General features: G+C 57.6%; 27 protein-coding genes. 8 read left to right on the top strand and 19 right to left on the bottom strand.

Features of this window, described 5'->3' with window-relative positions; translation table 11 throughout:
* Position 1: 1 nt before the first annotated feature.
* The 5 genes from GS630_RS13430 (at position 2) to GS630_RS13410 (ending at position 4,467) form a co-directional block, all read left to right on the top strand.
* Positions 2 to 1,123 carry a DNA polymerase III subunit delta' gene (locus GS630_RS13430; protein WP_171620702.1) on the top strand — a complete coding sequence of 374 codons (1,122 nt, stop codon included), beginning with the start codon at positions 2 to 4 and terminating at the stop codon, positions 1,121 to 1,123.
* The gene (locus GS630_RS13425; RefSeq protein ID WP_171175095.1) at positions 1,120 to 1,926 is read left to right on the top strand and encodes a TatD family hydrolase; all 807 of its coding nucleotides are present in this window, start codon (positions 1,120 to 1,122) and stop codon (positions 1,924 to 1,926) included. The genes GS630_RS13430 and GS630_RS13425 overlap by 4 nt, the downstream gene beginning before the upstream one ends.
* Positions 1,923 to 2,720, top strand: coding sequence for an MBL fold metallo-hydrolase (locus GS630_RS13420; protein ID WP_171620700.1), 798 nt, complete (start codon positions 1,923 to 1,925; stop codon positions 2,718 to 2,720). The genes GS630_RS13425 and GS630_RS13420 overlap by 4 nt, the downstream gene beginning before the upstream one ends.
* A 54-nt stretch (positions 2,721 to 2,774) precedes the next feature.
* Positions 2,775 to 3,707 carry an AEC family transporter gene (locus GS630_RS13415; RefSeq protein WP_171175100.1) on the top strand — a complete coding sequence of 311 codons (933 nt, stop codon included), beginning with the start codon at positions 2,775 to 2,777 and terminating at the stop codon, positions 3,705 to 3,707.
* 61 nt (positions 3,708 to 3,768) lie between these two features.
* The gene (locus GS630_RS13410; protein WP_171620698.1) at positions 3,769 to 4,467 is read left to right on the top strand and encodes a CbiX/SirB N-terminal domain-containing protein; all 699 of its coding nucleotides are present in this window, start codon (positions 3,769 to 3,771) and stop codon (positions 4,465 to 4,467) included.
* Between the two features lie 3 nt (positions 4,468 to 4,470).
* Here GS630_RS13410 and GS630_RS13405 read toward each other — a convergent pair whose 3' ends face one another.
* From GS630_RS13405 to GS630_RS13385, 5 genes are all read right to left on the bottom strand, one after another.
* Complete coding sequence (locus tag GS630_RS13405; protein ID WP_171175111.1) at positions 4,471 to 5,463, bottom strand: GGDEF domain-containing protein; 993 nt, start codon at positions 5,461 to 5,463, stop codon at positions 4,471 to 4,473.
* Complete coding sequence (locus tag GS630_RS13400) at positions 5,460 to 6,047, bottom strand: heme NO-binding domain-containing protein (RefSeq protein WP_171237301.1); 588 nt, start codon at positions 6,045 to 6,047, stop codon at positions 5,460 to 5,462. Before GS630_RS13400 ends, GS630_RS13405 begins: the two co-directional genes overlap by 4 nt.
* A gap of 118 nt (positions 6,048 to 6,165) precedes the next feature.
* Positions 6,166 to 7,725 (bottom strand): trimethylamine methyltransferase family protein, encoded by a 1,560-nt coding sequence (locus GS630_RS13395; RefSeq protein WP_171175116.1) that lies wholly within the window; start codon positions 7,723 to 7,725, stop codon positions 6,166 to 6,168.
* Positions 7,726 to 7,834: 109 nt separating this feature from the next.
* Positions 7,835 to 8,536, bottom strand: coding sequence for an HAD family hydrolase (locus GS630_RS13390; protein ID WP_171620695.1), 702 nt, complete (start codon positions 8,534 to 8,536; stop codon positions 7,835 to 7,837).
* A gap of 24 nt (positions 8,537 to 8,560) precedes the next feature.
* Positions 8,561 to 8,845, bottom strand: coding sequence for a DUF3572 domain-containing protein (locus GS630_RS13385; RefSeq protein WP_171175120.1), 285 nt, complete (start codon positions 8,843 to 8,845; stop codon positions 8,561 to 8,563).
* 88 nt (positions 8,846 to 8,933) lie between these two features.
* Between GS630_RS13385 and GS630_RS13380 the strand changes: the two genes are divergently transcribed.
* Positions 8,934 to 10,334 (top strand): diguanylate cyclase, encoded by a 1,401-nt coding sequence (locus tag GS630_RS13380; RefSeq protein ID WP_171620693.1) that lies wholly within the window; start codon positions 8,934 to 8,936, stop codon positions 10,332 to 10,334.
* A gap of 6 nt (positions 10,335 to 10,340) precedes the next feature.
* Here the strand turns inward: GS630_RS13380 and GS630_RS13375 are convergent, their stop codons facing one another.
* The 4 genes from GS630_RS13375 to GS630_RS13360 are packed head-to-tail and all read right to left on the bottom strand — an operon-like array spanning position 10,341 to position 12,248.
* On the bottom strand, positions 10,341 to 10,814 hold the full coding sequence (locus tag GS630_RS13375; RefSeq protein ID WP_171620691.1) for a periplasmic heavy metal sensor: 474 nt from the start codon (positions 10,812 to 10,814) through the stop codon (positions 10,341 to 10,343).
* Entirely contained in the window at positions 10,811 to 11,164 is a 354-nt protein-coding gene (locus tag GS630_RS13370; protein ID WP_253285902.1) for a hypothetical protein, read from the bottom strand. The genes GS630_RS13375 and GS630_RS13370 overlap by 4 nt, the downstream gene beginning before the upstream one ends.
* Positions 11,154 to 11,771 carry an RNA polymerase sigma factor gene (locus GS630_RS13365; protein ID WP_171620687.1) on the bottom strand — a complete coding sequence of 206 codons (618 nt, stop codon included), beginning with the start codon at positions 11,769 to 11,771 and terminating at the stop codon, positions 11,154 to 11,156. The genes GS630_RS13370 and GS630_RS13365 overlap by 11 nt, the downstream gene beginning before the upstream one ends.
* Before the next feature lie 6 nt (positions 11,772 to 11,777).
* The gene (locus GS630_RS13360; protein WP_171175136.1) at positions 11,778 to 12,248 is read right to left on the bottom strand and encodes an EF-hand domain-containing protein; all 471 of its coding nucleotides are present in this window, start codon (positions 12,246 to 12,248) and stop codon (positions 11,778 to 11,780) included.
* 220 nt (positions 12,249 to 12,468) lie between these two features.
* Between GS630_RS13360 and GS630_RS13355 the strand changes: the two genes are divergently transcribed.
* Together GS630_RS13355 and GS630_RS13350 are read left to right on the top strand one after the other, a co-directional pair.
* Entirely contained in the window at positions 12,469 to 12,867 is a 399-nt protein-coding gene (locus tag GS630_RS13355; protein WP_171175139.1) for a DUF983 domain-containing protein, read from the top strand.
* Positions 12,868 to 12,892: 25 nt separating this feature from the next.
* On the top strand, positions 12,893 to 13,594 hold the full coding sequence (locus GS630_RS13350; protein ID WP_171175141.1) for an NUDIX hydrolase: 702 nt from the start codon (positions 12,893 to 12,895) through the stop codon (positions 13,592 to 13,594).
* Between the two features lie 10 nt (positions 13,595 to 13,604).
* Here the strand turns inward: GS630_RS13350 and GS630_RS13345 are convergent, their stop codons facing one another.
* The 10 genes from GS630_RS13345 to nuoI are packed head-to-tail and all read right to left on the bottom strand — an operon-like array spanning position 13,605 to position 23,862.
* Positions 13,605 to 15,272: a ribonuclease J gene (locus GS630_RS13345; protein ID WP_171175143.1), complete on the bottom strand. Its 1,668-nt coding sequence runs from the start codon at positions 15,270 to 15,272 to the stop codon at positions 13,605 to 13,607.
* Positions 15,269 to 16,048: a type III pantothenate kinase gene (locus GS630_RS13340; RefSeq protein ID WP_171620685.1), complete on the bottom strand. Its 780-nt coding sequence runs from the start codon at positions 16,046 to 16,048 to the stop codon at positions 15,269 to 15,271. The genes GS630_RS13345 and GS630_RS13340 overlap by 4 nt, the downstream gene beginning before the upstream one ends.
* A 12-nt stretch (positions 16,049 to 16,060) precedes the next feature.
* Entirely contained in the window at positions 16,061 to 16,810 is a 750-nt protein-coding gene (locus GS630_RS13335; protein WP_171175147.1) for a biotin--[acetyl-CoA-carboxylase] ligase, read from the bottom strand.
* A 54-nt stretch (positions 16,811 to 16,864) separates the two neighbouring features.
* Complete coding sequence (nuoN, locus tag GS630_RS13330) at positions 16,865 to 18,307, bottom strand: NADH-quinone oxidoreductase subunit NuoN (RefSeq protein ID WP_171620683.1); 1,443 nt, start codon at positions 18,305 to 18,307, stop codon at positions 16,865 to 16,867.
* A gap of 15 nt (positions 18,308 to 18,322) precedes the next feature.
* On the bottom strand, positions 18,323 to 19,867 hold the full coding sequence (locus GS630_RS13325; protein WP_171620681.1) for an NADH-quinone oxidoreductase subunit M: 1,545 nt from the start codon (positions 19,865 to 19,867) through the stop codon (positions 18,323 to 18,325).
* The gene (gene nuoL / locus GS630_RS13320) at positions 19,867 to 22,044 is read right to left on the bottom strand and encodes an NADH-quinone oxidoreductase subunit L (RefSeq protein WP_171620679.1); all 2,178 of its coding nucleotides are present in this window, start codon (positions 22,042 to 22,044) and stop codon (positions 19,867 to 19,869) included. Before nuoL ends, GS630_RS13325 begins: the two co-directional genes overlap by 1 nt.
* Before the next feature lie 7 nt (positions 22,045 to 22,051).
* Positions 22,052 to 22,357, bottom strand: a complete 306-nt coding sequence (gene nuoK / locus GS630_RS13315; protein WP_005984024.1) for an NADH-quinone oxidoreductase subunit NuoK — start codon at positions 22,355 to 22,357, stop codon at positions 22,052 to 22,054.
* Positions 22,358 to 22,361: 4 nt separating this feature from the next.
* Entirely contained in the window at positions 22,362 to 22,964 is a 603-nt protein-coding gene (locus GS630_RS13310) for an NADH-quinone oxidoreductase subunit J (RefSeq protein ID WP_170615376.1), read from the bottom strand.
* Positions 22,961 to 23,371, bottom strand: a complete 411-nt coding sequence (locus GS630_RS13305; RefSeq protein WP_171175155.1) for a carboxymuconolactone decarboxylase family protein — start codon at positions 23,369 to 23,371, stop codon at positions 22,961 to 22,963. Before GS630_RS13305 ends, GS630_RS13310 begins: the two co-directional genes overlap by 4 nt.
* On the bottom strand, positions 23,368 to 23,862 hold the full coding sequence (gene nuoI, locus GS630_RS13300; protein ID WP_170343788.1) for an NADH-quinone oxidoreductase subunit NuoI: 495 nt from the start codon (positions 23,860 to 23,862) through the stop codon (positions 23,368 to 23,370). The genes GS630_RS13305 and nuoI overlap by 4 nt, the downstream gene beginning before the upstream one ends.
* Between the last annotated feature and the right edge of the window lies 1 nt (position 23,863).

Below are 23,863 nucleotides of genomic sequence, written 5' to 3'. Positions count from 1 at the left end.
GATGAGTGACGACACCCCTTCCCCGGATCAGGTGCCGGGTGCACCGCATCCGCGCGAAACCGCGCGGCTTTTTGGCCAGGACGCAGCCGAACAGGCGTTTCTGACGGCCTACAATTCCGACAGGCTGCATCACGGTTGGTTGCTGACCGGGCCGCGCGGCGTCGGCAAAGCAACGCTGGCGTGGCGGATCGCGCGATTTTTGCTGGCCACACCCCCGGCAGATGACGGCGGCTTGTTCGGAGCACCTCCTCCGCCCGAAACGCTCGGCATTGATCCCGATCACCCCGTGGCGCACCGAATACAGTCCGGGGCTGAGCCCGGGCTGGCCACTATCACCCGGTCACTCAACGAGCAGGGGCGATTACGCGGCGAGATTGTCGTGGATGATGTCCGCAAGCTAGGAAAATTCTTTGGTCTGTCTTCTGCCGATGGAGGCCGCCGCGTGGTCATCGTCGACTCTGCGGATGAAATGAACGTCAGTGCTGCCAACGCGCTGTTGAAGATGCTGGAAGAGCCGCCTGCGCGCACCACACTTTTGCTCGTATCGCACCAACCTTCGCGCCTGCTGCCAACCATCCGGTCGCGCTGCCGCACGCTGCGCCTTGGCCCACTGAGTCCGCAGGACATGCAAACCGCCCTGTCGCAAACCGGAACAGAAGTTCCCGCCCAGACTGAACACCTGGCCGCACTTGCGGCAGGATCAGTTGGGGATGCTGTGCGGTTAATCAATCTTGGCGGTCTGGACATTTATGCCGAGCTGGTCGCCATTCTGGGTACCCTGCCCCGTATGGACCGGCAACGCGCACTGGCGTTGGCCGAAGCCGCAGCACAACGCGGTGCCGCTGATCGTTTCGAGTTGTTGCTAACGCTAATCGACGTCGCCTTGTCACGGCTGGCCCTAACTGGGGCGACCGGCACACCACCCGTACCCGAAGCGGCCCCAAACGAAGGTGAAACGCTGATGCGTCTTTCGGCTTCCCCCGATCAAGCCCGCCGCTGGGCAGAAGTCGCCGCGACAATCACAGCACGCGCACGGCATGGTCAGGCGGTGAACCTTGACCCTGCCGCTCTGGTCCTAGATACGGTGTTCAAGATACAGGAAACCGCCGGTCAGAACAGATGAGCGACACCCCCCAGATTACCGACAGCCACTGCCATCTGGACTTCCCGGATTTCGACGGCCAGTTGGACGAGATCATCACGCGCGCAGCCGAGGCTGGCGTGACCCGTATGGTCACGATTTGCACCAAGCTACGCAACGAACCCAGCGTACGCGCGATTGCCGAGGCCTTTGCGCCCGTCTTCTATGCCGCAGGCACGCACCCGATGAGTGCGGCGGATGAGCCGATAGCGTCGGTCGACGAACTGGTTGCCTTGGCCCAGCATCCGAAATTCGTCGGTATTGGAGAGTCTGGTCTGGACTACCACTATACCGCTGACAGTGCGGAAGTGCAGAAACAATCCTTGCGCATCCATATCGAAGCGGCCCAGCGCACTGGCCTGCCCCTGATCATTCACGCCCGCGCAGCGGATGATGACATGGCCCGAATTCTGGCAGAGGAGTATCGCAACGCACCCTATTCCTGCGTTATGCACTGTTTCTCTTCTTCTGCCGAATTGGCCAAGGCCGCGCTGGATCTGGGCTTTTACCTGTCCATGTCCGGCATCACCGCCTTCCCCAAAAGCCAGGAGTTGCGCGATATTTTCGCAACTGCACCGGTAGACCGCATTCTGGTGGAAACAGACGCGCCCTATCTGGCCCCCCCACCCTATCGCGGCAAACGTAACGAACCCGCCTACACCGCCCACACTGCCCGGAAAGGGGCTGAGGTTTTCGGCATGGACTATGCCGCTTTTGCAGCTCAGACACAGGCCAATTTTGACCGCTTGTTCACCAAGGCCGCGCTGTATAAGGCCGCTGCATGACCGGGACGCGCTTTACTATTCTGGGCTGCGGTTCCTCGGGCGGCGTTCCACGGCTGGGCGGACAATGGGGTGATTGTGATCCCGAGAATCCGAAAAACGTGCGCCGCCGCTGCTCGCTGCTGATTGAACGCGAGGGTCCGGATGGAACGACCTCGGTTCTGGTCGATACCACGCCGGATATGCGCAGTCAGTTGCTGGACACGGGCACCGGGCGGTTGGACGGTGTGGTCTATACCCATTCACACGCGGACCATGTGCACGGGATCGACGACTTGCGCATGATCGTGTTCAATATGAAAACGCGCGTGCCGGTCTGGGCAGACGGTGACACACAGAACGCGTTGCTGGGCCGTTTCGGATACGCCTTCATTCAGCCCGAAGGATCCCCTTATCCTCCGATCCTGGACCTCAAATCCATTGATGGCCCGTTCGACATCGATGGTCCCGGAGGACCCATTTCACTGCGCCCGTTCAAAGTGAACCACGGTTCGATCGACTCTCTTGGCTTCCGCATCGGCCAGCTTGCCTATCTGCCGGATGTCGCAGAGATTTACGACGACGCCTGGCCCGAGATGGAAGGGCTGGACTGCCTGATCATCGACGCCCTTCGCCGCTCCCCGCACCCGACCCACGCGCATCTGGAAAAGACACTGGGTTGGATCGACAAGCTGCAACCGAAACGCGCGGTGCTAACCAACATGCATATCGACCTCGACTATGCCACGGTTGACGCTGAAACTCCGGACTACATCACCCCCGCTTTTGATGGGATGGTGATCCATCAGGCGCACTAGACCCCTGCCCCGCGCCATCGCAATACCGCAATACGCGCGCCGCATGGGGGCCATATGCTTCAGAGCCTGATCGATGTCATTCTTCCGGTCTTTCTGGTGATCGGTGCCGGGTACACGGCAACTCGGACAGGCTATTTCAAACAAGAGCATGTCGATGGGTTGATGAAATTCACCCAAGGCTTTGCGATCCCCTGCCTGCTTTTTCTGGCCATCGCACACCTGGACCTTAGCGCCAGTTTCGACCCCCGGCTGCTGGCGAGTTTCTATTCCGCTGCAGCGTTGTGCTTCACCGTGGGCCTCTTTGGAGCACGGATCATTTTTGGCCGAGACTGGGAAGACTGCGTCGCCATTGGCTTTTGTTGCTTGTTCTCCAACTCGGTCCTGCTGGGCCTGCCGATTACCGAGCGTGCCTATGGCCCCGAGAACCTGACAGGCAACTACGCGATTATCGCCTTCCATTCTCCGTTTTGTTACGGCGTTGGGATCACGGTGATGGAGGTCGTGCGCAATCGCGGCAACGGCGGTGTACATATGGCACGCTCGGTTCTGTCCGCAATGTTCAAGAACGCATTGATCCTGGGAATTGCGCTTGGTTTCCTGGTCAACCTGACAGGTTTGGTCATCCCTGCGGTGGTCGACGAAGCCCTTGGGCTTGTCACCCGCGCGGCTTTACCGGGCGCGTTGTTTGCTTTGGGCGGGGTCTTGGTCAAATACAAACCGGAAGGCGATCTGCGTACCATTGGTTTCGTTTGCTGCATCTCGCTGATGGTCCACCCCAGCCTAGTGTGGTTATTCGGAGCATCTACTGGCCTCCCACAGGATCTGTTCCGATCGGGTGTGTTGAATGCTGCAATGGCGCCGGGCTTTAACGCCTATATCTTTGCCAATATGTATGGCCGCGCCAAACGTGTTGCCGCTTCATCCGTCCTGATCGGAACAGCGACGTCCATTCTGACCGTCTGGCTTTGGCTGACCCTTCTGGGTTAACTGTGGTGTTGACTTCAGGTCGTGCCGTAACACTTATCGCAGAAAACAGCGGGAGTACCGAATGTCACACGCCATTATTGTCGCCCATGGCCAGCCTTCCGAACCGGATCCGGCAGAAGCGGCACTGGCTGCTTTTGCAGCCAAGGTCGACGCGTTGACAAGCTCTGTGACCGTGCATTCGGCAACACTTGCTAAACCCGGCGCGCTAGAGGCGCAACTGGACGGCCTACCCGAAAACACAGTGATCTATCCGCTTTTCATGGCAAAGGGTTGGTTTGTGACCAGTGCCTTGCCGAAACGGGTCGGGGACCACGCCGCGCGAATTCTTGACCCTTTGGGCATTGATCCGGATCTGCCCACGCTTACTGCGCAGGCGTTGCATGCAAAACTGCGGGAACGGAATTGGAAAGCTTCGACAACTGACCTGGTGATCGCGGCGCACGGGTCAGGCCGCAGCCGCAACCCTTCGGCGGTGGCCAACGAATTTGCAAGACAGCTTGGCACGCAAGTTGCCTTCCAATCCATCCGCGTTGGTTTTGTCGAAGAAGCGCCCTCGATTGCCGAGGCAGCACACGATGCGTCAGATCAGGCGATTTGCCTGCCGTTCTTTGCCTGTACCGGCGGGCATGTCCTAGAGGACGTCCCCGATGAGCTGGCGCGCGCCAAGTTTAACGGAACCGTTATGCCCGTCGTCGGGGAGCTTGCACCCATCCAGCACCAAATTGCAAAGAAGGTGACTGAGGCGTTCGCGTCAGTCTAACGCTCAGGGTCGCGCGTTGGTCAGTGTCGAATACAAACGATGACAGGACCGACCGTCGCGTTTCGCTTGGTACAACGCTAAATCAGCGGCATGCAGAATATCCGCCGCTTTAAGCACTTGGAACTGAGTGGACAAAGCTGTGCCAATACTGGCCGACACACTGCATTTCTGGTTTTGAAAAAGCATCGGTTCGTTCAAACGCTGGATGAGGCGGCCTGCAATTGCCTCCAACGTGTCTTCCCGCGTCAGGCCTTTGAAAACGATAACAAATTCGTCTCCTCCGACACGGGCAACCGTATCGTCATCGCGCGTTTCCTCAAGCATGATGCGGGCCGCTTGCTGCAAGACAAAATCACCTGCCGCATGGCCCAGCCTGTCATTCACGGATTTGAAGAAATCAAGATCCAGATGCATCAGAGCAAAAGCCGAATTTGCAGAGATCATATGTGCCAGCACGTGATCCATGGCCCTACGGTTTTTTAATCCGGTTAGTGTGTCGGTGTAAGCCTGCTCTTCAGCCGCCAGCATAGCGCCTTGAAGCCTCAGGTTTAGCGACCTCGACGCCTCCATTGCGGCAGATTTGGCCTCGACCAGATAAAGTAATTCAATCGCAAGGTCGGTACCTGAGAAATCCGCACTTGTCAGCGCGTAGTCCCGCACCGCATCCAGAATTGAAATTCCGAATGACAGGTTGATGACAGCGCCACCAGAATGCGGCAATGGGGCGACCAACCCCTTGAGAGCAGTTCGGGGCTCATCATGGAATTTCAGGTGAAGTTTCGCCCTGGCCATCGACATCAATGCCGGAATGGTTGTGACTGTTCTGGGACGGATCAGTTCAAAAACGTCCAGAAACCCTTGGCCCACCAGCTGCAAGTCTGGTCTCAGTTTTTGCAGGGTTGGACCGGCTTGTTGAATACACCCGTTTTGGTCCACCAACAGAAACATCGGGCAAAGCGTTTCCAGCAGACTGACAAGCTCGCGAGGATCTGTCATCCGGTCCGAGCCCCCAAATCAAAATGCCGCCCTTCTGCAAAAGCGCTTTCAACCAGCATTATGGAAATGACTTCGCTGTCTTGCTGTTGTCCCTCATGAGACAACATAACCAACGCCCCGTAGTCGTCGGCCATGGCACGCAGAACACCGACCATCACGCTGGAATAACCAGACAAACCCGGGAAGCAAAACAGTTGGTATTCTGTTGTCGAAAGCTCTCTCAATTCAAGGGCCGGTAGGGTCAAATCGGACACTGCCAACCGCACCCAGTCAGCCAGATCGTCAAGGGAATGAAGAAACTCCACATAACTGACGCCACCAAATCTAAGCAGACGGCGCAACCCTTCCATATTCGGGTGGGACACAAGGTAAGTCCCCACATCCTCAAGAATTTCCGCCCTAGGTCGGTTCAGTTCACCGCTGAGCGCGTCCAATACTCTAGCCGTTACGTCATCGTCATAGACAAGCATGGCTTCGAATTCGACAAATCCAAGCTGCGCAGCCTCGGCCACGCGCACCCAATAGGGTTGCCCATAGGTTGCGCAGACAAAAGACTGTATCGCCCGATTGATCAGACCATGCATTGGAAACCCCAATTTGGTGTTCCCTGCACTCTGGGCTGAAAAGTCTTAACAAATAGCCAAAATCCACCCTAAGTTGTAGCGAATTCAATCGGGTATCACTTCGACACTTGCTGCCTGATCAGAAATCTGTCGGCGCGCCGCCCTCAGCTTTGCGACGCTCAACAAAGGCAGCCAATTCCTCGCGAATGGCTTCATCCATCGGCGGTGCCTCAAAGCTCGAGATGATCTCCTTGAACATGTGATGGGCGCGTTCAGCCGTCCAGATGCCGCCAGCGACCTCCCACCCTTCATAGTTTTTCCAATCACTCAGAAAGGGTTGATAGAATGCAGTGGTATAACGGTCCTGCGTGTGCTGAATGCCGAAGAAATGACCGTCATTGCCAACTGCGCGGATCGCATCAAGCGCGATCTCGTCGGGACCGGTAGCCGTCAATTCTGGGTTCATATAGCGTTGAATTTGTTGCAGGATTTCACAATCCATGATGAACTTTTCCGGGCTTGCTATCAGGCCGCCTTCCAGCCATCCAGCCGCATGATAGACCATATTGGTGCCCGATTGAACGGACGCCCAAAGCGAGTTCGAGGTTTCCCAAATAGACTGTCCATCGGGCACGTTTGCGGCACAAACGCCCGAAGACCGCATCGGCAAGCCATAGAAGCGCGCCATCTGTCCGGTCATCTGGGTCGAGCGCATGTACTCTGGTGTTCCAAAAGCCGGCGCGCCGGATTTCATATCCACATTCGACGTAAAAGTTCCGATGACGCAGGGAATCCCCGGGCGCACATATTGGAACAAGGCGATCGCACACAGCGCTTCGGCCAATGACTGGGCCACAGCACCTGCCATTGTCACCGGTGCCATCGCCCCGGCCAGAGTAAAGGGTGTCACCACAATCGCCTGCCCGCGCCGTGCCAGCCGAAGGCAGCCATCGATCATCGGATGATCATGCTTTAGCGGCGAAGTCGAGTTGATGTTGGTGTACACGCGCGGGGTGGCCTCGAACTCTTCGTGGCTCAGGCCGCCAGCGATGCGCACCATTTCCATCACGTCCTCGACACGTTCCTTACCCAAAGAATAGGCATGCATGGCTTTGTCGGTCAGCGTCAGCTTGTCATAAAGCACGTCCAGATGCCGTATGCTGGCGTGGATATCGACTGGTTCAACCGGGTATCCACCCGCGAAATGGATGCAGTTGAAGTACTGCGTCAGTTTCAGAAGATTCCGGCACATCTCGCGGTTTCCGGGCACCTTCTTTCCGATTTCCATGTCCCAATAATTCGGCGGCGACGAGACATTGCCGAACAGCATGTTCTTTCCACCGATCTCGATCTTGCGATCCGGATTACGTGGCGTGATGGAAAATTGACTCGGGGCTTTCGCAATCATCTCCATGACAAAGTCGCGCCCCATGCGCACATTGTCACCTTCGATGGTGCAACCCGCCTTACGCAGGATGCCTATTGCCTCTTCGTTGTAAAATTCGATCCCGATCTCTTCAAGGATACGCATGGCCCCTTCATGGATCGCTTCGATCCCGGCCTGGTCCAACGGTTCTGTCGGACGGTCGATATTGACCGGCGGGTTCCAAGGCATCTGGTCAATCACCGCACTTCCTCTGCGTGCGGCAGCCCCTGCGCGTCCTCCGCCGCGACGCTTGCGTGTTGGTGTCTCGCCCATCGTTGCCTCCGTTCCTGCGTTAAACAAGCAAGCCCATGAGACACGATTCTCGCCGCTCCGTCTGCGACAGGAAATGTCGGTTTTTTATCTCAGATGGTCGATTGCCAGCTTAACCCAATTGGTTTTTCACTAGCCATTCGGGTATATGTCCAATGTCCGGCAAGACCACATCTGCCATTGGGGCCAGCACTTCTGCCTCGGCCAGACCTGTCAAAACCCCTATGGTTGTCATCCCCGCGGCACGCCCTGCTTGCAGGTCATGGAGGCTGTCCCCCACCATCGCAACCCGCGAAGGGTCAACGCCGACATGCGCAGCAAAGGCCAATAGCTGTCCGGGCCCCGGCTTAAATCCATGGCCGCTGTCATATCCAGCTATGAAATCGAAATGTTCGCTGATCCCTGCCGATTCCAGATGCTGCATCGCAGGATGTTCACTGTCATTGGTTGCAACCCCCAGCTTCAGCCCTGCCTTATGCAAGCCCTCTAGAAACGGGACCAGCGGAACAGCCGGGGACTGAGGGGCTGCGGCGGCTTCGGCATTCATCACATCCACGATCTCTTGAACGGTCATGGTATCCACATGTGCAGCCAACACATCGGCGATTTCTTCGACAGTCGCGGCGATCACGATACTGTCTTCGGCATATCGCTCTTGCTCAAGATCATAACCGATAAGGCGCCCAAGCCCGGCGGCTCGTTCTTTGTCACCATCTGTCAAGCGCAGCAGTAAACTGCGGCCAAAGCCACCCCATGTGTTGGCAAAATCAAACAGCGTGCCATCTTTATCGAAGACGATTGCATCTATCGGCATCAGGTGCTCCAGCGGAAGAGGATTTCAGGTCCAATGAATGTCAGCGCCGCCGGATAAAACCGCTCTTGCCTGGGCAGGCAGATCATAGGCGATCGCATTGGCGTCACAAAACGCCATGACCCACGAATCGTCAAGCACCAGAAAGTCCATTACCGACGCCAGAAAATCCGGGTCCCCGGCGCGATCGCGCACATCTTCGATTGATGCACCCGTCGAACCCAGAAACACCGGCAAAAGCTCGTCATTTCCAACCAGCCAGCCCAGAGCCGTCAGGGCGAGTGTTTCCGCGGAATCAGATGATATTGGCATAAACTGTGCTCAGATCCAGTCATGGAAAGGGTTTGTTAACCAGACTCATAAACACTTTGTTCACGCATGCAATCAACGGTGAACGACTATGTCTGTGCAGGGAACCATCCTTGTCCTCGACGGGGTATCAACCAATCGCATCATGTTGAAAGTTCAACTGACTGCGGCTTGGTACCACGTGGTACAGGGGGAAAAAATAGATGGATTGCTGTCGCTTGTGCGTCGAACGCAACCTGATCTGGTACTGACAGCGCAGACCTTGCCGGACGGAACGGCTGCGGATGTCAAAAAGGTCATAGCAACAGTTCCCGGGCTGGAGGATGTGCCGGTTGTTGCAATTGCCGCGCAAAACGACAGGGACGCACGGTTGCGTGCCCTGAAAGATGGGCTGGACGATGTATTGACCCATCCCTTCAAGGATGCCTTGCTGCTGGCGCGTATCCGAAGCTTGCTGCGCGCACACGCAATCAGACAGGACCTGCAGGTTGGCACTGGCGCGCAACCCATTGGGTTCGGTGAGCCCGCACCAGCGATTATCCGCCCGCCCAAATCCGCAAAGGTGAGTGTTCTGACACACGCCGTGCAAACTGGCGTGCTGTGGCAAAAGGCGTTGAGCGATCAGCGCAAACACACATTGTCCTGGCACTTGCAGTCGAACCTTCAAGGCTTCCTGTCCGGAGCTGTCCCAGATGCTATCGTGGTCGAACTGGGCCCGCATCCTTCCGATCTGAATATTCTGGCGGATCTCAGATCGCGGGGTGTCACGCGTAATACCGTCTTGATCGGAGTGCTAAAAGACAACGACGCTGTTCAGGCATCCGAAGCCTTGGATCGGGGTGCGGATGCCGTGTGCCTGGGTGGGTTCTGTGCGCAGGAAATCCAGCTTCGATTGGACAACCAGATCGCGCGCAAGGCCCGTCTGGACCACATGCGAATATCGCTAAAAAAGGGGCTTGCCGATTCCTGGGTCGACCCGCTGACGGGGCTGCACAATCGCCGGTTTGCCATGCGCGCGCTGGACCAGATCGCACGTGAATCCGCTCGAACCAAACGCGGCTTTGCGGTCATGCTGGCTGACCTCGATCACTTCAAGACGATTAATGACGACCACGGTCACGCCAGCGGGGATCACGTTCTTACGCAGGCCGCAGAGCGCTTGCGCAGCGCTCTTGGTCCAAGGGGGTTTGTCGCCCGCATAGGTGGAGAGGAGTTCATGATTGGAGTGCCGGATGTGTCACCCAAACAAGCGGTGCGGCTCGCTGAAACTCTCTGCGGCAGTATCTGTAGCGCGCCGTTTCAACTTTCTGAACAGGGACCAGAGGTCAACGTGACAGTCAGTATCGGGCTAAAAATGTCTCCGGACGCGTTCCCTGGTCGGGACAGCCTCACTCCGCATGTAGAGACCCTGATTCAATCCGCTGACAAAGCGTTGTATTCGGCGAAAAAAGCCGGACGCAATCAGGTGAGCATCCGGCAAAGCGCAGCCTGACGCCGGTCAGTCCTTTTTCTTGTGTTTATGCGGGCCACGCTTGACGACATCTTGCAATCGATCTGCATAGGCCTGCCTTTCCTCATCGCTCATGGCGGTGACGCGGATCAGCCATTGCGCTTGCAGTGCCCCTTGCAGGTTGGCCGTGGCCTGCGCCTGCTGTTGCAGCAGAGTTTCGACGGCATTCGGGTCAAAAGGCACGGCGCGCAATGCCTGGCTCATCGCCTCAAAATCCTGCGTGCGGCCCTTAGAACCTTTCTTGTGCAAGTCCCCCAATTCACTCCGCATCGCCTTGCGGTCGTCTTTTGGCAACGCCCGGTACAAGGCCGGGCCAAATCCCGGCGGCACCTTGGCGTGATCCCCCCCTTTCAGGCGCAACACAGTTCCTACAGCGACGCCAATGATCAACAGGTTCAGAGCCAGAGACACAACCAGGACAATGGGCATCCACCGGCGTTTGGGTTTGGAATCAGCGTTCATTCCGTGGTCTCCAGAAAACTCGTGTCATAGCCAAGGTCGGCCACAAGAAAGGCCGTCTCTTGCGTTGTCAGCAGGTTGGCGGGATCGGGCAAAAAGGCAGGCGCGGAAAACCCGATCCAGACACCGGCCGCGCTGGCCGCAACAAGGCCACTCAACCCCTGCCAGCCACCCAGATTGCGCACCAGCCTGTCCCACAACGCAGGCCCCGGTTGTGGCGCGGGTTTCATGCGGCCCAAGCGCACCGCCTCTGCATCCGTTTGGATGCGCACGGCCAGATCGTCTGGCAAAGCCGGCCGTTGTCGCCGCGCTTGTGCAAACAAATGATCCAGTTCCAGATCGTCATCCGCCATTGTCATACCCCAGTTCTTCGCGCCGTCCCGCCAGAATAGCGGCCAGACTTCGTTTGCCCCGCGCCGTCAGGCTTTCAACCGCTTCCACGGAAATGCCCATGATCCCGGCAATTTCGGGGTTGGGCAACTCTTCAATATGGCGCAACACCACTGCTTGCCGCTGCCGTTCGGGCAACTCGGCCAAAGCGACCTGCAACGCATCCTTGCGCGCCTCATCCTGCATCCGGTCAACTACGCTGGCTTCACCATCTTCGGGCTCAGGAACATCCGACAGCCTGTCCGGTGTCTTCTTGCGCCGTATGTCCACGCACAGATTCAAAGTCACCCGGTACAGCCAGGTCGAGACTTTGGCTTGGCCCGACACCCAGTCCGGTGCCATTTGCCACAGCCGCATCATCGCCTCTTGCGTCACATCTTCCGCCTCGGCCCGATTGCCCAACATTCGTAACGCGACCGAGTAACACCGTGGCCCCAGACGGTCAGTAAGAACCCGTGCGGCTTCGGCATTGCCATCGGCGAAGCGCCCCAGCAACTCATCGTCGCTGAGGGTGCCCGCGCTGCACATCGCACCGCAGGCGTCTTGTGGGTAGGAGGTCAGATCCTCCATCCTGCATCAGCTATCGTCTGCGTCCGAGTTTTGATGCTTTTTCTTGTGGTGCCGTCCCATCTTGTCTTTGGCATCGGCAAATTCCTGTTCCGAGATCCCGCCGCTGTTATCAGCGTCCATCCGATCAAACATCTTGTCAGCCCGGCGGGGTTTCGGCAACTCGTCCTGGCTGAGAAACCCGTCTTTGTTCGCATCATTTTTTTCGAACATCTTGGCGACGCGGTCACTTGCCTTTTTCTGTGCAGCAGCTTGCATCTCGTCAAGGCTCAGCTGGCCATCACCGTCGGTATCCGCTTGCGTGAAACGCGCGGTGCGGTGGGCCTCCATCTCTTGCTGTGTCACCTGACCGTCGCCATCGGCGTCGAGTTCCTGAAAGGACACAGGCTCGCGTCCGCCTTTTCCGGCAGCCAGAACCGATGTGCCTGTGACAGCAACTGCGGACAAAACAATAGCCGTGATGAATGTCGCGTTTTTCATTTCGTTTTTCCCGTGTTGAAGCGGCCCCAGTGCCGCTGCTCATACCAATTCAAACGCGGGGCATCGAAAATTCCGTCGCAGAAAAATGCATTTTTTTGAAAGTGAATTCAGAAGCGATTTCTGCGCATTGGGTATCGGGCGTTGCAAAGCGACGCACCCCCCTTTCAAATCTGCCCGTTCAGGCGCATTATCCGGCAAAGATTAATGCGCGAGTTATATTATGACGGATCAGACGATCAACACCGCGACCGAGACAGAGCGTGAAACATGGCCCGCCCTTGTTAAAGGGTTTCGGTGCAAATGCCCCAACTGTGGCGAAGGCAAGCTGTTGCACAGCTATCTCAAGGTCAATGATAGCTGCGCGAAATGCGGGCAGGAGCTGTTTCATCATCGCGCCGATGACGGGCCAGCCTATCTGACGATTCTACTTGTTGGTCACCTGCTGGCGCCTGCCCTGCACGTGTCCTACGTCCATTGGCGGCCAGACCCCTGGACCATGGCCATCGGTTTCTCAATCGGTTGCGTTGCTCTGTCGCTGTACCTGCTGCCCCGTTTGAAAGGCGCCGTTGTCGCGTATCAGTGGGCCCGCCGTATGCACGGTTTCGGAACATCGAATTGAACCTGCCGGGCCAGGTGGCGTAGACATGACAGCAGACAAGACCGCCATCCGTGACGCCGCAACTGTCATCGTTTTGCGGGACAGATGGACCAATCCATCGATCCTTATGGGGCAACGCGGGTCCAAAGCCGTGTTCATGCCGAACAAGTTTGTGTTCCCTGGCGGTGCCGTTGATCCGGCGGATTCAGCAGTGCCCCTGGCGACCAAGCTGCCCGATCTGTGCCGTGACCGTTTGGCTGAACAGGCCGAGTCCGGATTGCAACACGCGCTGGCCGCCGCTGCCATTCGCGAGCTCTGGGAGGAAACGGGCCTTGTTCTGGGCCAGCCGGGCGCATGGCCGGGGCACGCACCTGACGACTGGCAAAGCTTTTCCGACATGGGATACGTGCCATCTGCAGCTGCATTGCAGTTCGTTTTCCGCGCGGTGACACCACCCGGTCGCCCTCGCCGGTTTGACGCACGGTTCTTTTTGGTCGACGCGGAAGCCTTGCAAGGTGATCTGGACGATTTCAGTCGCGCCTCAGACGAGCTGTCGCACCTGCAATGGGTGCAACTGGACCGCGCGCGAGATTTGGACCTGCCCTTCATAACCGAGGTTGTTCTTGCCGAAGTAGCGGCCCGGGTTACATCCCCCGAGCCTCCAGTGTCCGTTCCGTTTTACAAGAATGACGAAGAAGCCAACCTGTTCCTGCGCCTCAGGGGTTACCCGATGCCGGAACACGACTGACGGTACCGGGTCACCGCATCCGGCTGACAACCACCGTCACTTCGGGCTTCTTACCGATTTCCGCTTTCGCGGTCTGACGAACAATCCGGCGCATCTCGTCTTCCAGTTTGTCGTCGTCGCGCAGGGTTTTGGCCGCAGCCCGCATCAGGAATTGATTCAGGTCCTCCTCCAGAACCTCCACCACAGCCGCGCGCGAAGTTCCGATCTCGGGCAGGCCCATGGTATCGCACCAAGGTTCACCCAGCGGTTCGTCTTCCTCGTCCAAAACCACGGTGACCGTGACATGGCCGTTCAATGCCATGCGGATACGATCCCGCACCACGCCGTCCAACGCACCGATCTTGACCGACCCGTCCAGATATGTGCGCCCGGTTTCGACATAGTCGACAACAGCCGGGGCGTTGCCACTGAGATCCAGCATGGTGCCATTCACCGCCAGCACACCGGTTCTGCCGCCATTCTCGGCAAGTTTGACATGTTCGCGCAGGTGACGGTGTTCACCGTGCATGGGAATAATGACCTGCGGGTCAATCAGCGCATGGACCTTCTCAAGATCAGGCCGGTTGGCGTGGCCTGACACGTGATAAAGACCCGAGCTGTCATCCACCACATCCACGCCCTTTTCGCTGAGCTGGTTCATGATGAAGATCACGCCCCGCTCATTGCCCGGAATGGTTTTAGAAGAAAACAGAAACAGGTCGCCCTCGGCCAGTTCCAGACCTCGGTATTTACCACGGGCCAGCTGGGCGCTGGCGGCACGGCGCTCGCCTTGGCTGCCGGTTACGATCAGCATCAGATTCTGACGCGGAAGATCCAACGCCTCTTCCGCGCTGATCACCTTTGGGAAATCCGACAGGATGCCAGTTTCGGTTGCGGCCTCGATCATCCGGCGCATGGCGCGGCCCAACAGAACAACCGATCGCCCTGCCCGCTGACCCGCTTCGGCCAGTGTTTTGACCCGCGCAACATTTGAGGCAAACGTGGTCGCCACGACCATGCCTTCGGCGTTTTCAACCAGTTTGGTGATTTCCGGCCCAACTTCGGATTCCGAACGGCCGGGATGGGCCGAAAACACGTTTGTACTGTCGCAGATCAGGGCTTTGACACCGGGTTTGGCCACTTCGGTCCAAAGGTCTGGGTCGAAAGCCTCGCCCACGACCGGATTCTCGTCCAGCTTGAAGTCACCGGAATGCACCACTCGTCCTGCAGGCGTGTCGATGACCAAAGCCGCGCTTTCAGGGATCGAGTGCGATACAGGCAGAAACCCAATTGTGAAAGGACCAACCGAGACCTGTTCAGGCCAGGCAGATACGGTCGTCACCGCCTCGGTTGGGTGCGCGTGTTCTTCCATCTTGCGGCGTGCAATGTTGGCCGTGAACGCGCGGGCATAAATCGGGGCACCCAAGGCTTCATAGCAATGCGCCACCGCGCCAACATGGTCCTCATGCGCGTGAGTGATAAAGACGCCGTCCAGCTGATCCGCACGCTCTTTCAACCAAGAAATATCTGCATAAATCAGGTCAACACCGGGTGTTGTGTCCATGTCCGGAAAGGTGACGCCCAGATCGACAAGGATCAGGCGCTCCTGTCCCGGTTTACCATAACCGTACACATAGGCATTCATGCCAATTTCACCCGCGCCACCCAGCGGCAGGTAGATCAATCTTTCACTGCTCATGCGGAGCTATTATCCTTGTTATAGCGATGGATCACGGTCAATCCGTGCATCGTCAGATCATCTTCGATTGCGTCAAACCCTACGTCGGCCTGATCGAACAAAGGGGCTAGCCCTCCTGTTCCGACAACTTTCATCGGCATTCCGTATTCGTTTTTGATCCGGGCGATCAGGCCTTCGATCAGGCCGGAATAGCCCCAATACACGCCAGATTGGATACATCCAACCGTATTCGTCCCGATCACTTTATCCGGTCGGGTAATGTCGATATGCGGAAGCGCGGCCGCCCCTTGATGCAGAGCTTCAAGGCTCAGGTTCACACCGGGCGCAATAATTCCCCCGACATAGGCCCCATCGGCTGCAACCACATCAAAGTTCGTTGCAGTGCCAAAATCCACCACGACCACGTTTCCGCCGTGCCGGTCAAACGCGCCCACTGCATTGGCCAGCCGGTCAGGCCCGGGTACGGTTCCCTCATCCACACGAGGGGGCACAGGTAACAGACAGTCAGGCTTGCCAACCACCAGCGGGCGGCACCCAAAGAAGCGATCCGCAAAAATGCGCAGATTGAACACCACACGCGGCACAGTCGAGGCGATGATGACATCCGTTATGACCGCCTCAATGCCATAGTGTTTCACCAGCGTCGAATACCATGTGAAATATGCATCCGCCGTACGCGCATGGTGGGTCGACGTGCGCAGGGTGCACAGAAACTTCTCGCCGTCCCAGATCGAGAAAACGGTGTTGGTGTTGCCGCAATCAATGGCCAGAAGCATTTAACGCCCCTTTCAGAAATACACGTCTGCCGCGGGAATGCTCACGCGGCCCTTGGCGGTGTTTAAGACAAGGTTGCCGCTTGCGTCCACTGTTTCGAATGTTCCTACCGTCTCTGACGTTCCGGTACGTGCGGTGATAACCTCTCCCAACCGGGCCGCGCGGGCCAACCAAGCAGTACGGATCGGTTCGAACCCATAAGTGGTAAATTGGGTTTCGTAAGTGGCAAAGGCGCCTGCAAGCTCGGTCAGAAAATCCTCTGGCGAGACGTGCGTCCCGGTTTCTGACAGCAGTGAAACAGGCCGCATCGCACCAGGTTCGACCGCATCCGCATCCGGTGCATTGGCCAGGTTTACCCCGATACCGATCGCCAGATGCGCCACACCGTGCCCCTGCCCGGTGCTTTCCAGCAAGATACCGGCAAGCTTACCGCCATTCAGCAGGACATCATTGGGCCACTTCAGCGACAGCCCGGCCGTTCTTCCGGTTACGGCGACACAGGCGTCGAACAGGGCCAGCGCGGCCACAAAACTGCGCAATGCCGCCTGTTCCGGCGCGCCTTGCGGACGCATCAGCAACGTCGCGGCCAGATTGCCCATAGGATTAGCCCAGGCCCGTCCACGCCGTCCGCGGGCTGCTGTCTGATGATGTGCCATGATCCAGACAGGACCACGGGCATTGGGCGCGATCCGCGCCGCCTCGTTCAGGGTGCTATCGACTTCCTGCACCTCGTGCAGACCGTAGCCTTGGGGCCATTTACTCATATCAAAAAGGCTCGGTCACGTGACCGAGCCCCTCCTTTCGAATGTTCAAGACGTTCAGTTGACAAGCGTCGCCGCAGCAGCTGCTGCTGCGCCCTCGACACCGAACTGATAGAAGATGCCGACCAGCATCAACGCCGCAGATCCCATCAAAGCCACCCACAGAACGGGCGTCGATCGGGTCTCGATTGGCTCTTCGTTTTCAGCCCCGAAATACATGTAGAACACGATCCGCAGGTAGTAGAACGCACCAATGACGGACGCGATGGCCGAGACGATCACAAGGCCGGTCAACCCTGCGCTTACACCCGCTTGCCACACCCCAAACTTGGCAAAAAAGCCCAGCATCGGCGGCACACCGGCCAGCGAGAACATCAGGATCAAAACGGCAAGGGCCTTGCCCGGATCGCGCTTGGAATACTGGCGCAATGCGTCAATATCGGTTATCGGTTTTCCGTCACGTTCCATCATCAGGATGAAGGCAAAGGTTCCGATGTTCATGGTCACGTATATGGCCAGATACATCAGCATCGCTTTGATGCCCAACTCAGTACCTGCAGCAAGACCGATCAGCGCATAGCCCATATGGGCAATTGACGAGAATGCCATCAGACGTTTGATGTCGCGCTGGCCAATCGCGGCGACAGCACCCAGCAACATCGACAGCGCCGAAAGCAGAACGATCACCTGCTGCCAATCTTTCACAATGCCTCCGAACGCGTCATGCATCAGCCGGGCAAAAAGGGCCATGGCAGCCACTTTCGGCGCGGTCGCGAAGAAGGCAGTAATCGGCGTGGGCGAGCCTTCGTACACGTCCGGTGTCCACATGTGGAACGGCACGGCCGAGACTTTGAAAGCGAGTCCTGAGATCAGGAAGATCAGACCAAATAGCAGACCAATCGAAACGTCTCCGGCCTGAACGGTCGTGATGATGCCCGAAAAGAGCGTGGTTCCGGTGAAGCCATAAACCAGCGACGCACCATAAAGCAGCAAGCCTGAGCTGAGCGCACCCAGCACGAAATACTTCAGACCCGCTTCGGTCGACTTGGCGCTGTCACGACGCAGTGCAGCAACTACATAAAGCGATAGCGATTGCAGCTCGAGCCCCATATACAGCGACATCAGATCGCCCGCGCTGACCATCATCATCATGCCAACGGCGGCAAGTGCAACCAGCAGCGGATACTCAAAACGCAGCAGATCGCGGCGCGCCATGTATTCCTGGCTCATGACCAGTACGGCACCTGCCGAAAGCAGAATGGAAACTTTTGCAAAGCGGGCGAACCCATCATCGACGAACATACCGTTGAACGCCACATTGGTGCCTTCACCCTGGGTGGCAATCCAAATCGCCAGAAGGGCCATCAAACCGGCCGTGGTCCAGACCAGCAAAGGTGCCATGCCGTCTTTCGTCGTGTAGACAGCCCCCAGCAGCGCCGCCATCGCATAAAGCGCCAGAATGATTTCCGGCAGGATAGTTGTCAGATCAGCCTGGATCATGTCTCCAAAGCTCCCTTAGTGCGAAGCGGCCGTCTGGTTCGCAGCCTCAGCCGCGGCCAGAGCCGTGTCATAGTTCGAAATCAGTGCGGCAGTGGATTGCCCGATCACATCCGTTACCAGCGACGGGTAGACGCCCAAAAGGATGGTCATCACGATCAGTGGGGCAAAAATCAGACGTTCGCGTGAGCTCATGTCGGTCATTGCCTTCAGGCTTTCCTTGATCAGATCGCCAAAGACCACGCGACGGTACAGCCACAGCGCATAACCGGCCGAAAAGATCACACCGGTCGCGGCCACAGCCGTTACCCAAGTGTTGACCTGGAAGGCCCCCATCAGGGTCAGGAATTCACCGATGAAACCGGATGTGCCCGGCAAGCCGACATTGGCCATGGTGAAGAGCATGAAGACCAGCGCGTAGGCAGGCATCCGAATGACCAGACCGCCATAAGCCTCGATATCCCGAGTATGCATCCGGTCGTAGATCACGCCGACACACAGGAACAACGCGGCCGAGATAAACCCGTGGCTCAGCATCTGGAAGATCGCGCCATCGATGCCCTGCTGGTTTGCCGCAAAGATACCCATAGTCACAAAGCCCATATGCGCGACCGACGAGTAAGCGATCAGCTTCTTCATGTCCTCTTGCACCAGCGCCACCAGCGAGGTGTAGACAACCGCAATCGCAGACATCCAAAGCACTAGATCGGTCATCACTGCGGAACCCACAGGGAACATCGGCAGGCTGAATCGCAGGAAGCCATAGCCACCCATTTTCAACAGGATCGCCGCCAGAACGACCGACCCTGCAGTTGGGGCCTGAACGTGCGCATCCGGCAACCAGGTGTGCACCGGCCACATCGGCATCTTCACCGCAAACGACGCAAAGAAGGCCAAGAACATCAAAGTCTGCATACCGCCGACAACATAGATGCCCAGCACGCTGAAGCTTTCCGATGAGAATTGGTGGCTCATCAGCGCCTCAATATCCGTGGTGCCCGCATCTGCGTACATCGCAACCATCGCAACCAGCATCAGCACCGAGCCGAGGAAGGTGTAGAGGAAGAACTTGAAGCTGGCGTAGATGCGGTCCTTACCGCCCCAAATGCCGATGATCAGGAACATCGGGATCAGGCCTGCCTCGAAGAACAGGTAGAACAGCACCAGATCCAGCGCCATGAATACGCCTAGCATCAGGGTTTCCAGCAGCAGGAAAGCCACCATGTATTCCTTGACGCGGTCGGTCACATTCCAGCTGGCCAGAATGGTCAATGGCATGATGAAGGTGGTTAGCAGCACGAACAGAACGCTTATGCCATCAACGCCCATCTTGTACTTGAGACCCATCAGCCACTCACCCTCTTCCACCATCTGGAAGCCGGGGTTCGAAGGATCAAAACCGGTATAGATGCCAATCGACACCAGGAAGGTCACGGTTGTCGCCAGCAGAGCAATCCACTTGGCATTGCGTTGGGCCGCAGCGTCATCCCCATGCAGGAACAGGGCCAGAATACCTGCTGCAATCGCCGGGATGAACGTAACGATGGAAAGGATATTGTCCATTAGTTGGCCCCTCCGCCGATAGACATCCACGTTACAAGGGCTGCGATGCCCAGCACCATCCAGAAGGCATAGGTAAAGATGTACCCGGTCTGCGCCTTGCCTGCGAGGCGGGTAAAGAAGGGAACAACGCCCATTGCTACTCCGTTCAGGAAGCCATCAATTGTATTTCCATCGCCGCGTTTCCACAGGAAGCGACCAAGGGCGATGGTGGGTTTGACAAAGATCACGTTGTAGATCTCGTCAAAGTACCACTTGTTCTTGAGGAACAGGTACAGAGGGCGCTGGTTCTCGGCCAACCGCGCGGGCAGCGTCGTGTTCACGATGTAGAACCAATATGCCACGATAAAGCCCAGCACCATCGCAACAAAGGGCGAGACCTTAACCCATTTCGGAGCGGCGTGCGCATCGTCCAACACGTGGTTGTCCGGTGCCATATACAGCGCGCCCTCGCCCGGTTCGCCGACAAAGGCATAGTGGTGATCACCGCCATGAGCGTCTTTGTCACCGTGGCCGTCGTCTGCATGGCCCTCATCCGCATGTGTTTCAGCGCCATGACCATCATCCGCATGACCGTCATCCGAATGTGCGGCATCGTCATGCCCTTCGGCTTTACCATGATCGCTGGCCTCTGCATGCTCTGACGCTTCAGCAACCGGGATGCCATAGAATTTGCCAACCTTGTCGGCGTGGCCAAAGAAATTGCCGTACCAGATCATCCCGGCAAAAACTGCGCCCAGTGACAGAACGCCCAGCGGCACCAGCATGACCATCGGGCTTTCATGCGCGTGATCATGCGTATGTTTGTCGCCACGCGGCTCACCGTAGAAGGTCAGGAAGATCAGACGCCAGCTGTAGAACGAGGTGAACGCAGCCGCCACAACCAGCAACCAGAAGCCATAGCCCGAGCCGCCCGCATAAGCGCTCTCGATAATGGCATCCTTCGACAGGAAACCGGCAAAGCCAAATGTGGTCAGCGGAATACCAACGCCGGTGATAGCCAGCGTGCCGATCATCATCGCCCAGAAGGTATAGGGGATTTTCTTACGCAGACCGCCGTATTCAGTCATCTCCTGCTCGTGATGCATCGCATGGATCACTGACCCGGCGCCAAGGAACAACAAAGCTTTGAAGAAGGCGTGTGTGAACAGGTGGAACATCGCCGCCGAGTACATGCCCACGCCTGCAGCCACGAACATGTATCCAAGCTGAGAACAGGTCGAATACGCAATCACGCGCTTGATGTCGGTTTGCACCAGACCCACGGTGGCCGCAAAGAACGCGGTGGACGCGCCCAGTACCGTGATGAAGCCGGTTGCGCCCGGAGCAAACTCCATCAGCGGCGACATGCGGCAGACCAGGAAGACACCCGCCGTCACCATGGTCGCGGCGTGGATCAGGGCAGACACAGGAGTCGGGCCTTCCATCGCGTCCGGCAACCAGGTGTGCAGGATCAACTGAGCCGATTTACCCATGGCGCCGATGAACAGCAGCACACAGATGACCTCAATCGCAGTCCACTCACCCCACAGGAAGTGCAGCTTTTCTTCGGCCAGCGCAGGGGCGGATGCAAAGATGTCCGAGAAATTGATGCTGTCGGTCAGGAAGAAGATTGCGAAGATCCCAAGCGCAAAGCCGAAGTCACCCACCCGGTTCACGATGAACGCTTTCATCGCCGCCGCATTGGCCGAAGATTTGCGATAGTAGAAGCCGATCAACAGGTACGAAGCGACGCCTACGCCTTCCCAGCCAAAGAACATCTGCACCAGATTGTCCGCTGTCACCAGCATCAGCATGGCGAAGGTGAAGAAGGACAGATAGGCAAAGAAACGCGGTTTATAGCTTTCGCCCTCACGCCACTGCGGATCATGATCCATGTACCCGAAGGAATAGAGATGCACGAGCGCCGAAACGGTCGTCACCACGATCAGCATGATCGCAGTCAGACGGTCCAGTCGAATAGCCCAGCTTGTCGACAGCGAGCCGCTTTCGATCCAGCGCATGATCTCGATCTGCTGGGTCACCCCATCAAATGTGAAGAAAACGATCCACGACAGCAGACAGGCCAGAAACAGCAGACCCGTGGACGTCCACATGGCGGCTTTCTCGCCAATGAACTTCCAGCCAAAGCCGCAGATCAGCGCGCCCACGAGCGGGGCAAAGAGGATGGTGGTTTCCATAGTTCTCTTAGCCCTTCATCATATTGACGTCTTCAACCGCGATGGTGCCACGGTTGCGGAAGAAGCAGACCAGAATGGCCAGACCAATCGCCGCCTCGGCTGCCGCAACGGTCAGCACGAACAGCGTAAACACCTGCCCAACCAGATCGCCGAGGAAACTGGAAAACGCCACGAGGTTGATATTCACCGCCAACAGCATCAGTTCGATGCTCATCAGCAGGATGATGACGTTCTTGCGGTTCAGGAAGAGACCGAAGATGCCGATGACGAACAGCGTCGCCGCGACCGTAAGATAGTGTTCAAGTCCGATCATCGTCTCAAAGTCCCTGCCCCGGTTTCACGTCCTTCAACTCCATCGCCTTGGCCGGGTCGCGCATCATCTGGCCGACGATGTCCTGACGCTTGATGTCCTGACGGTGGCGCAGGGTCAGCACGATAGCACCGATCATCGCCACCAGCAGGATCAGGCCCGCCAGTTGGAACAGAAGGAAGTATTGATCGTAAAGGATGACGCCGAGCGCCTCGGTGTTATGGCGGTCTGCTGGAACCGGCTGGGCCAGATTGGCCGCAGCACCCTGCGCGCTGTCCCATGCGCCAAAGGCCATGACGAACTGCATCAGGATGACCAGACCGATCAGCAAGGCCAGCGGCATATAGCGCGCCATCTCGGCCTTGAGCTCGGCAAAGTCAACGTCCAGCATCATCACCACGAACAGGAAAAGAACCGCAACCGCGCCAACATAGACGATGATCAGCAGCATAGCCACGAACTCGGCCCCCAGCAGCACGAACAGCCCCGCCGCCGACAGGAAGGACAGGATCAGCCACAGCACCGAGTGCACCGGCTGGCGGCTGATCACCGTGAACAGTCCGCCGGTGATGGCGCTGATGGCAAACAGATAGAAGGCAAAGACGGTCATTGATCCTCATCCTCGTTGTCGCCCATGGCCTCTTGCGCCAGATCCAGCGCACGGGTCATGGCCGGGATGCCGGCAAAGACCGACATCTGACCGATCGTTTCCACGATCTCTTGTTTCTTGGCACCCGCTTCCAGCGCGTGGCGCACAGTTTGGCGCACGGCACTATCCGCTTGCGCGCCCTGACAGGTCAGCCCGGCCAGCGTCAGCAGCAGGCGGGTTTTGGCATCCAGCCCGTCTTTATTGACGGTGTTACCGAACATCATCTCCATGACCTCTTTGGGCATGGTCGGCCACAGCGCCTCGAACCCCTTGGGCGAGAAATTCTCCATCGCCGGGTTCATCGCCTTGGCCATGTCCTGAGCCTGCTTCATCATCAGCTCGAACGGATTTTTCGGGCTGTCACTCATCGGTACGGTGCGTCCAGTTCCAAGTTGCGGGCGATCTCGGCTTCCCAGCGTTCGCCGTTATCCAGCAGTTTTTCCTTGTCGTAGAACAGCTCTTCACGGGTCTCGGTGGCGAATTCGAAATTCGGGCCTTCGACGATGGCATCGACCGGGCAGGCCTCTTGGCAGAAACCGCAATAGATGCACTTGGTCATGTCGATGTCATAGCGCGTGGTGCGGCGGCTGCCGTCCTCGCGCGGTTCGGCGTCGATGGTGATGGCCTGCGCCGGACAAACCGCTTCGCACAGTTTGCAAGCGATACAGCGTTCTTCACCGTTGGGATAACGGCGCAGGGCGTGTTCGCCACGGAAGCGCGGGCTGAGAGGGCCCTTTTCGTGTGGATAGTTCACGGTGGCTTTCGGGGCAAAAAAGTACTTCAGCCCCAATTTCATACCGACCCAGAAGTCCTGAAGCAGGAAATACTTGGCAGCGCGGGTGTAATCGATTTGCGTCATA

The organism is Ruegeria sp. HKCCD7303 (assembly GCF_013111185.1).
Taxonomy (GTDB): Bacteria; Pseudomonadota; Alphaproteobacteria; order Rhodobacterales; family Rhodobacteraceae; genus Ruegeria.
This window is presented reverse-complemented; position numbering and strand designations above follow the sequence as displayed.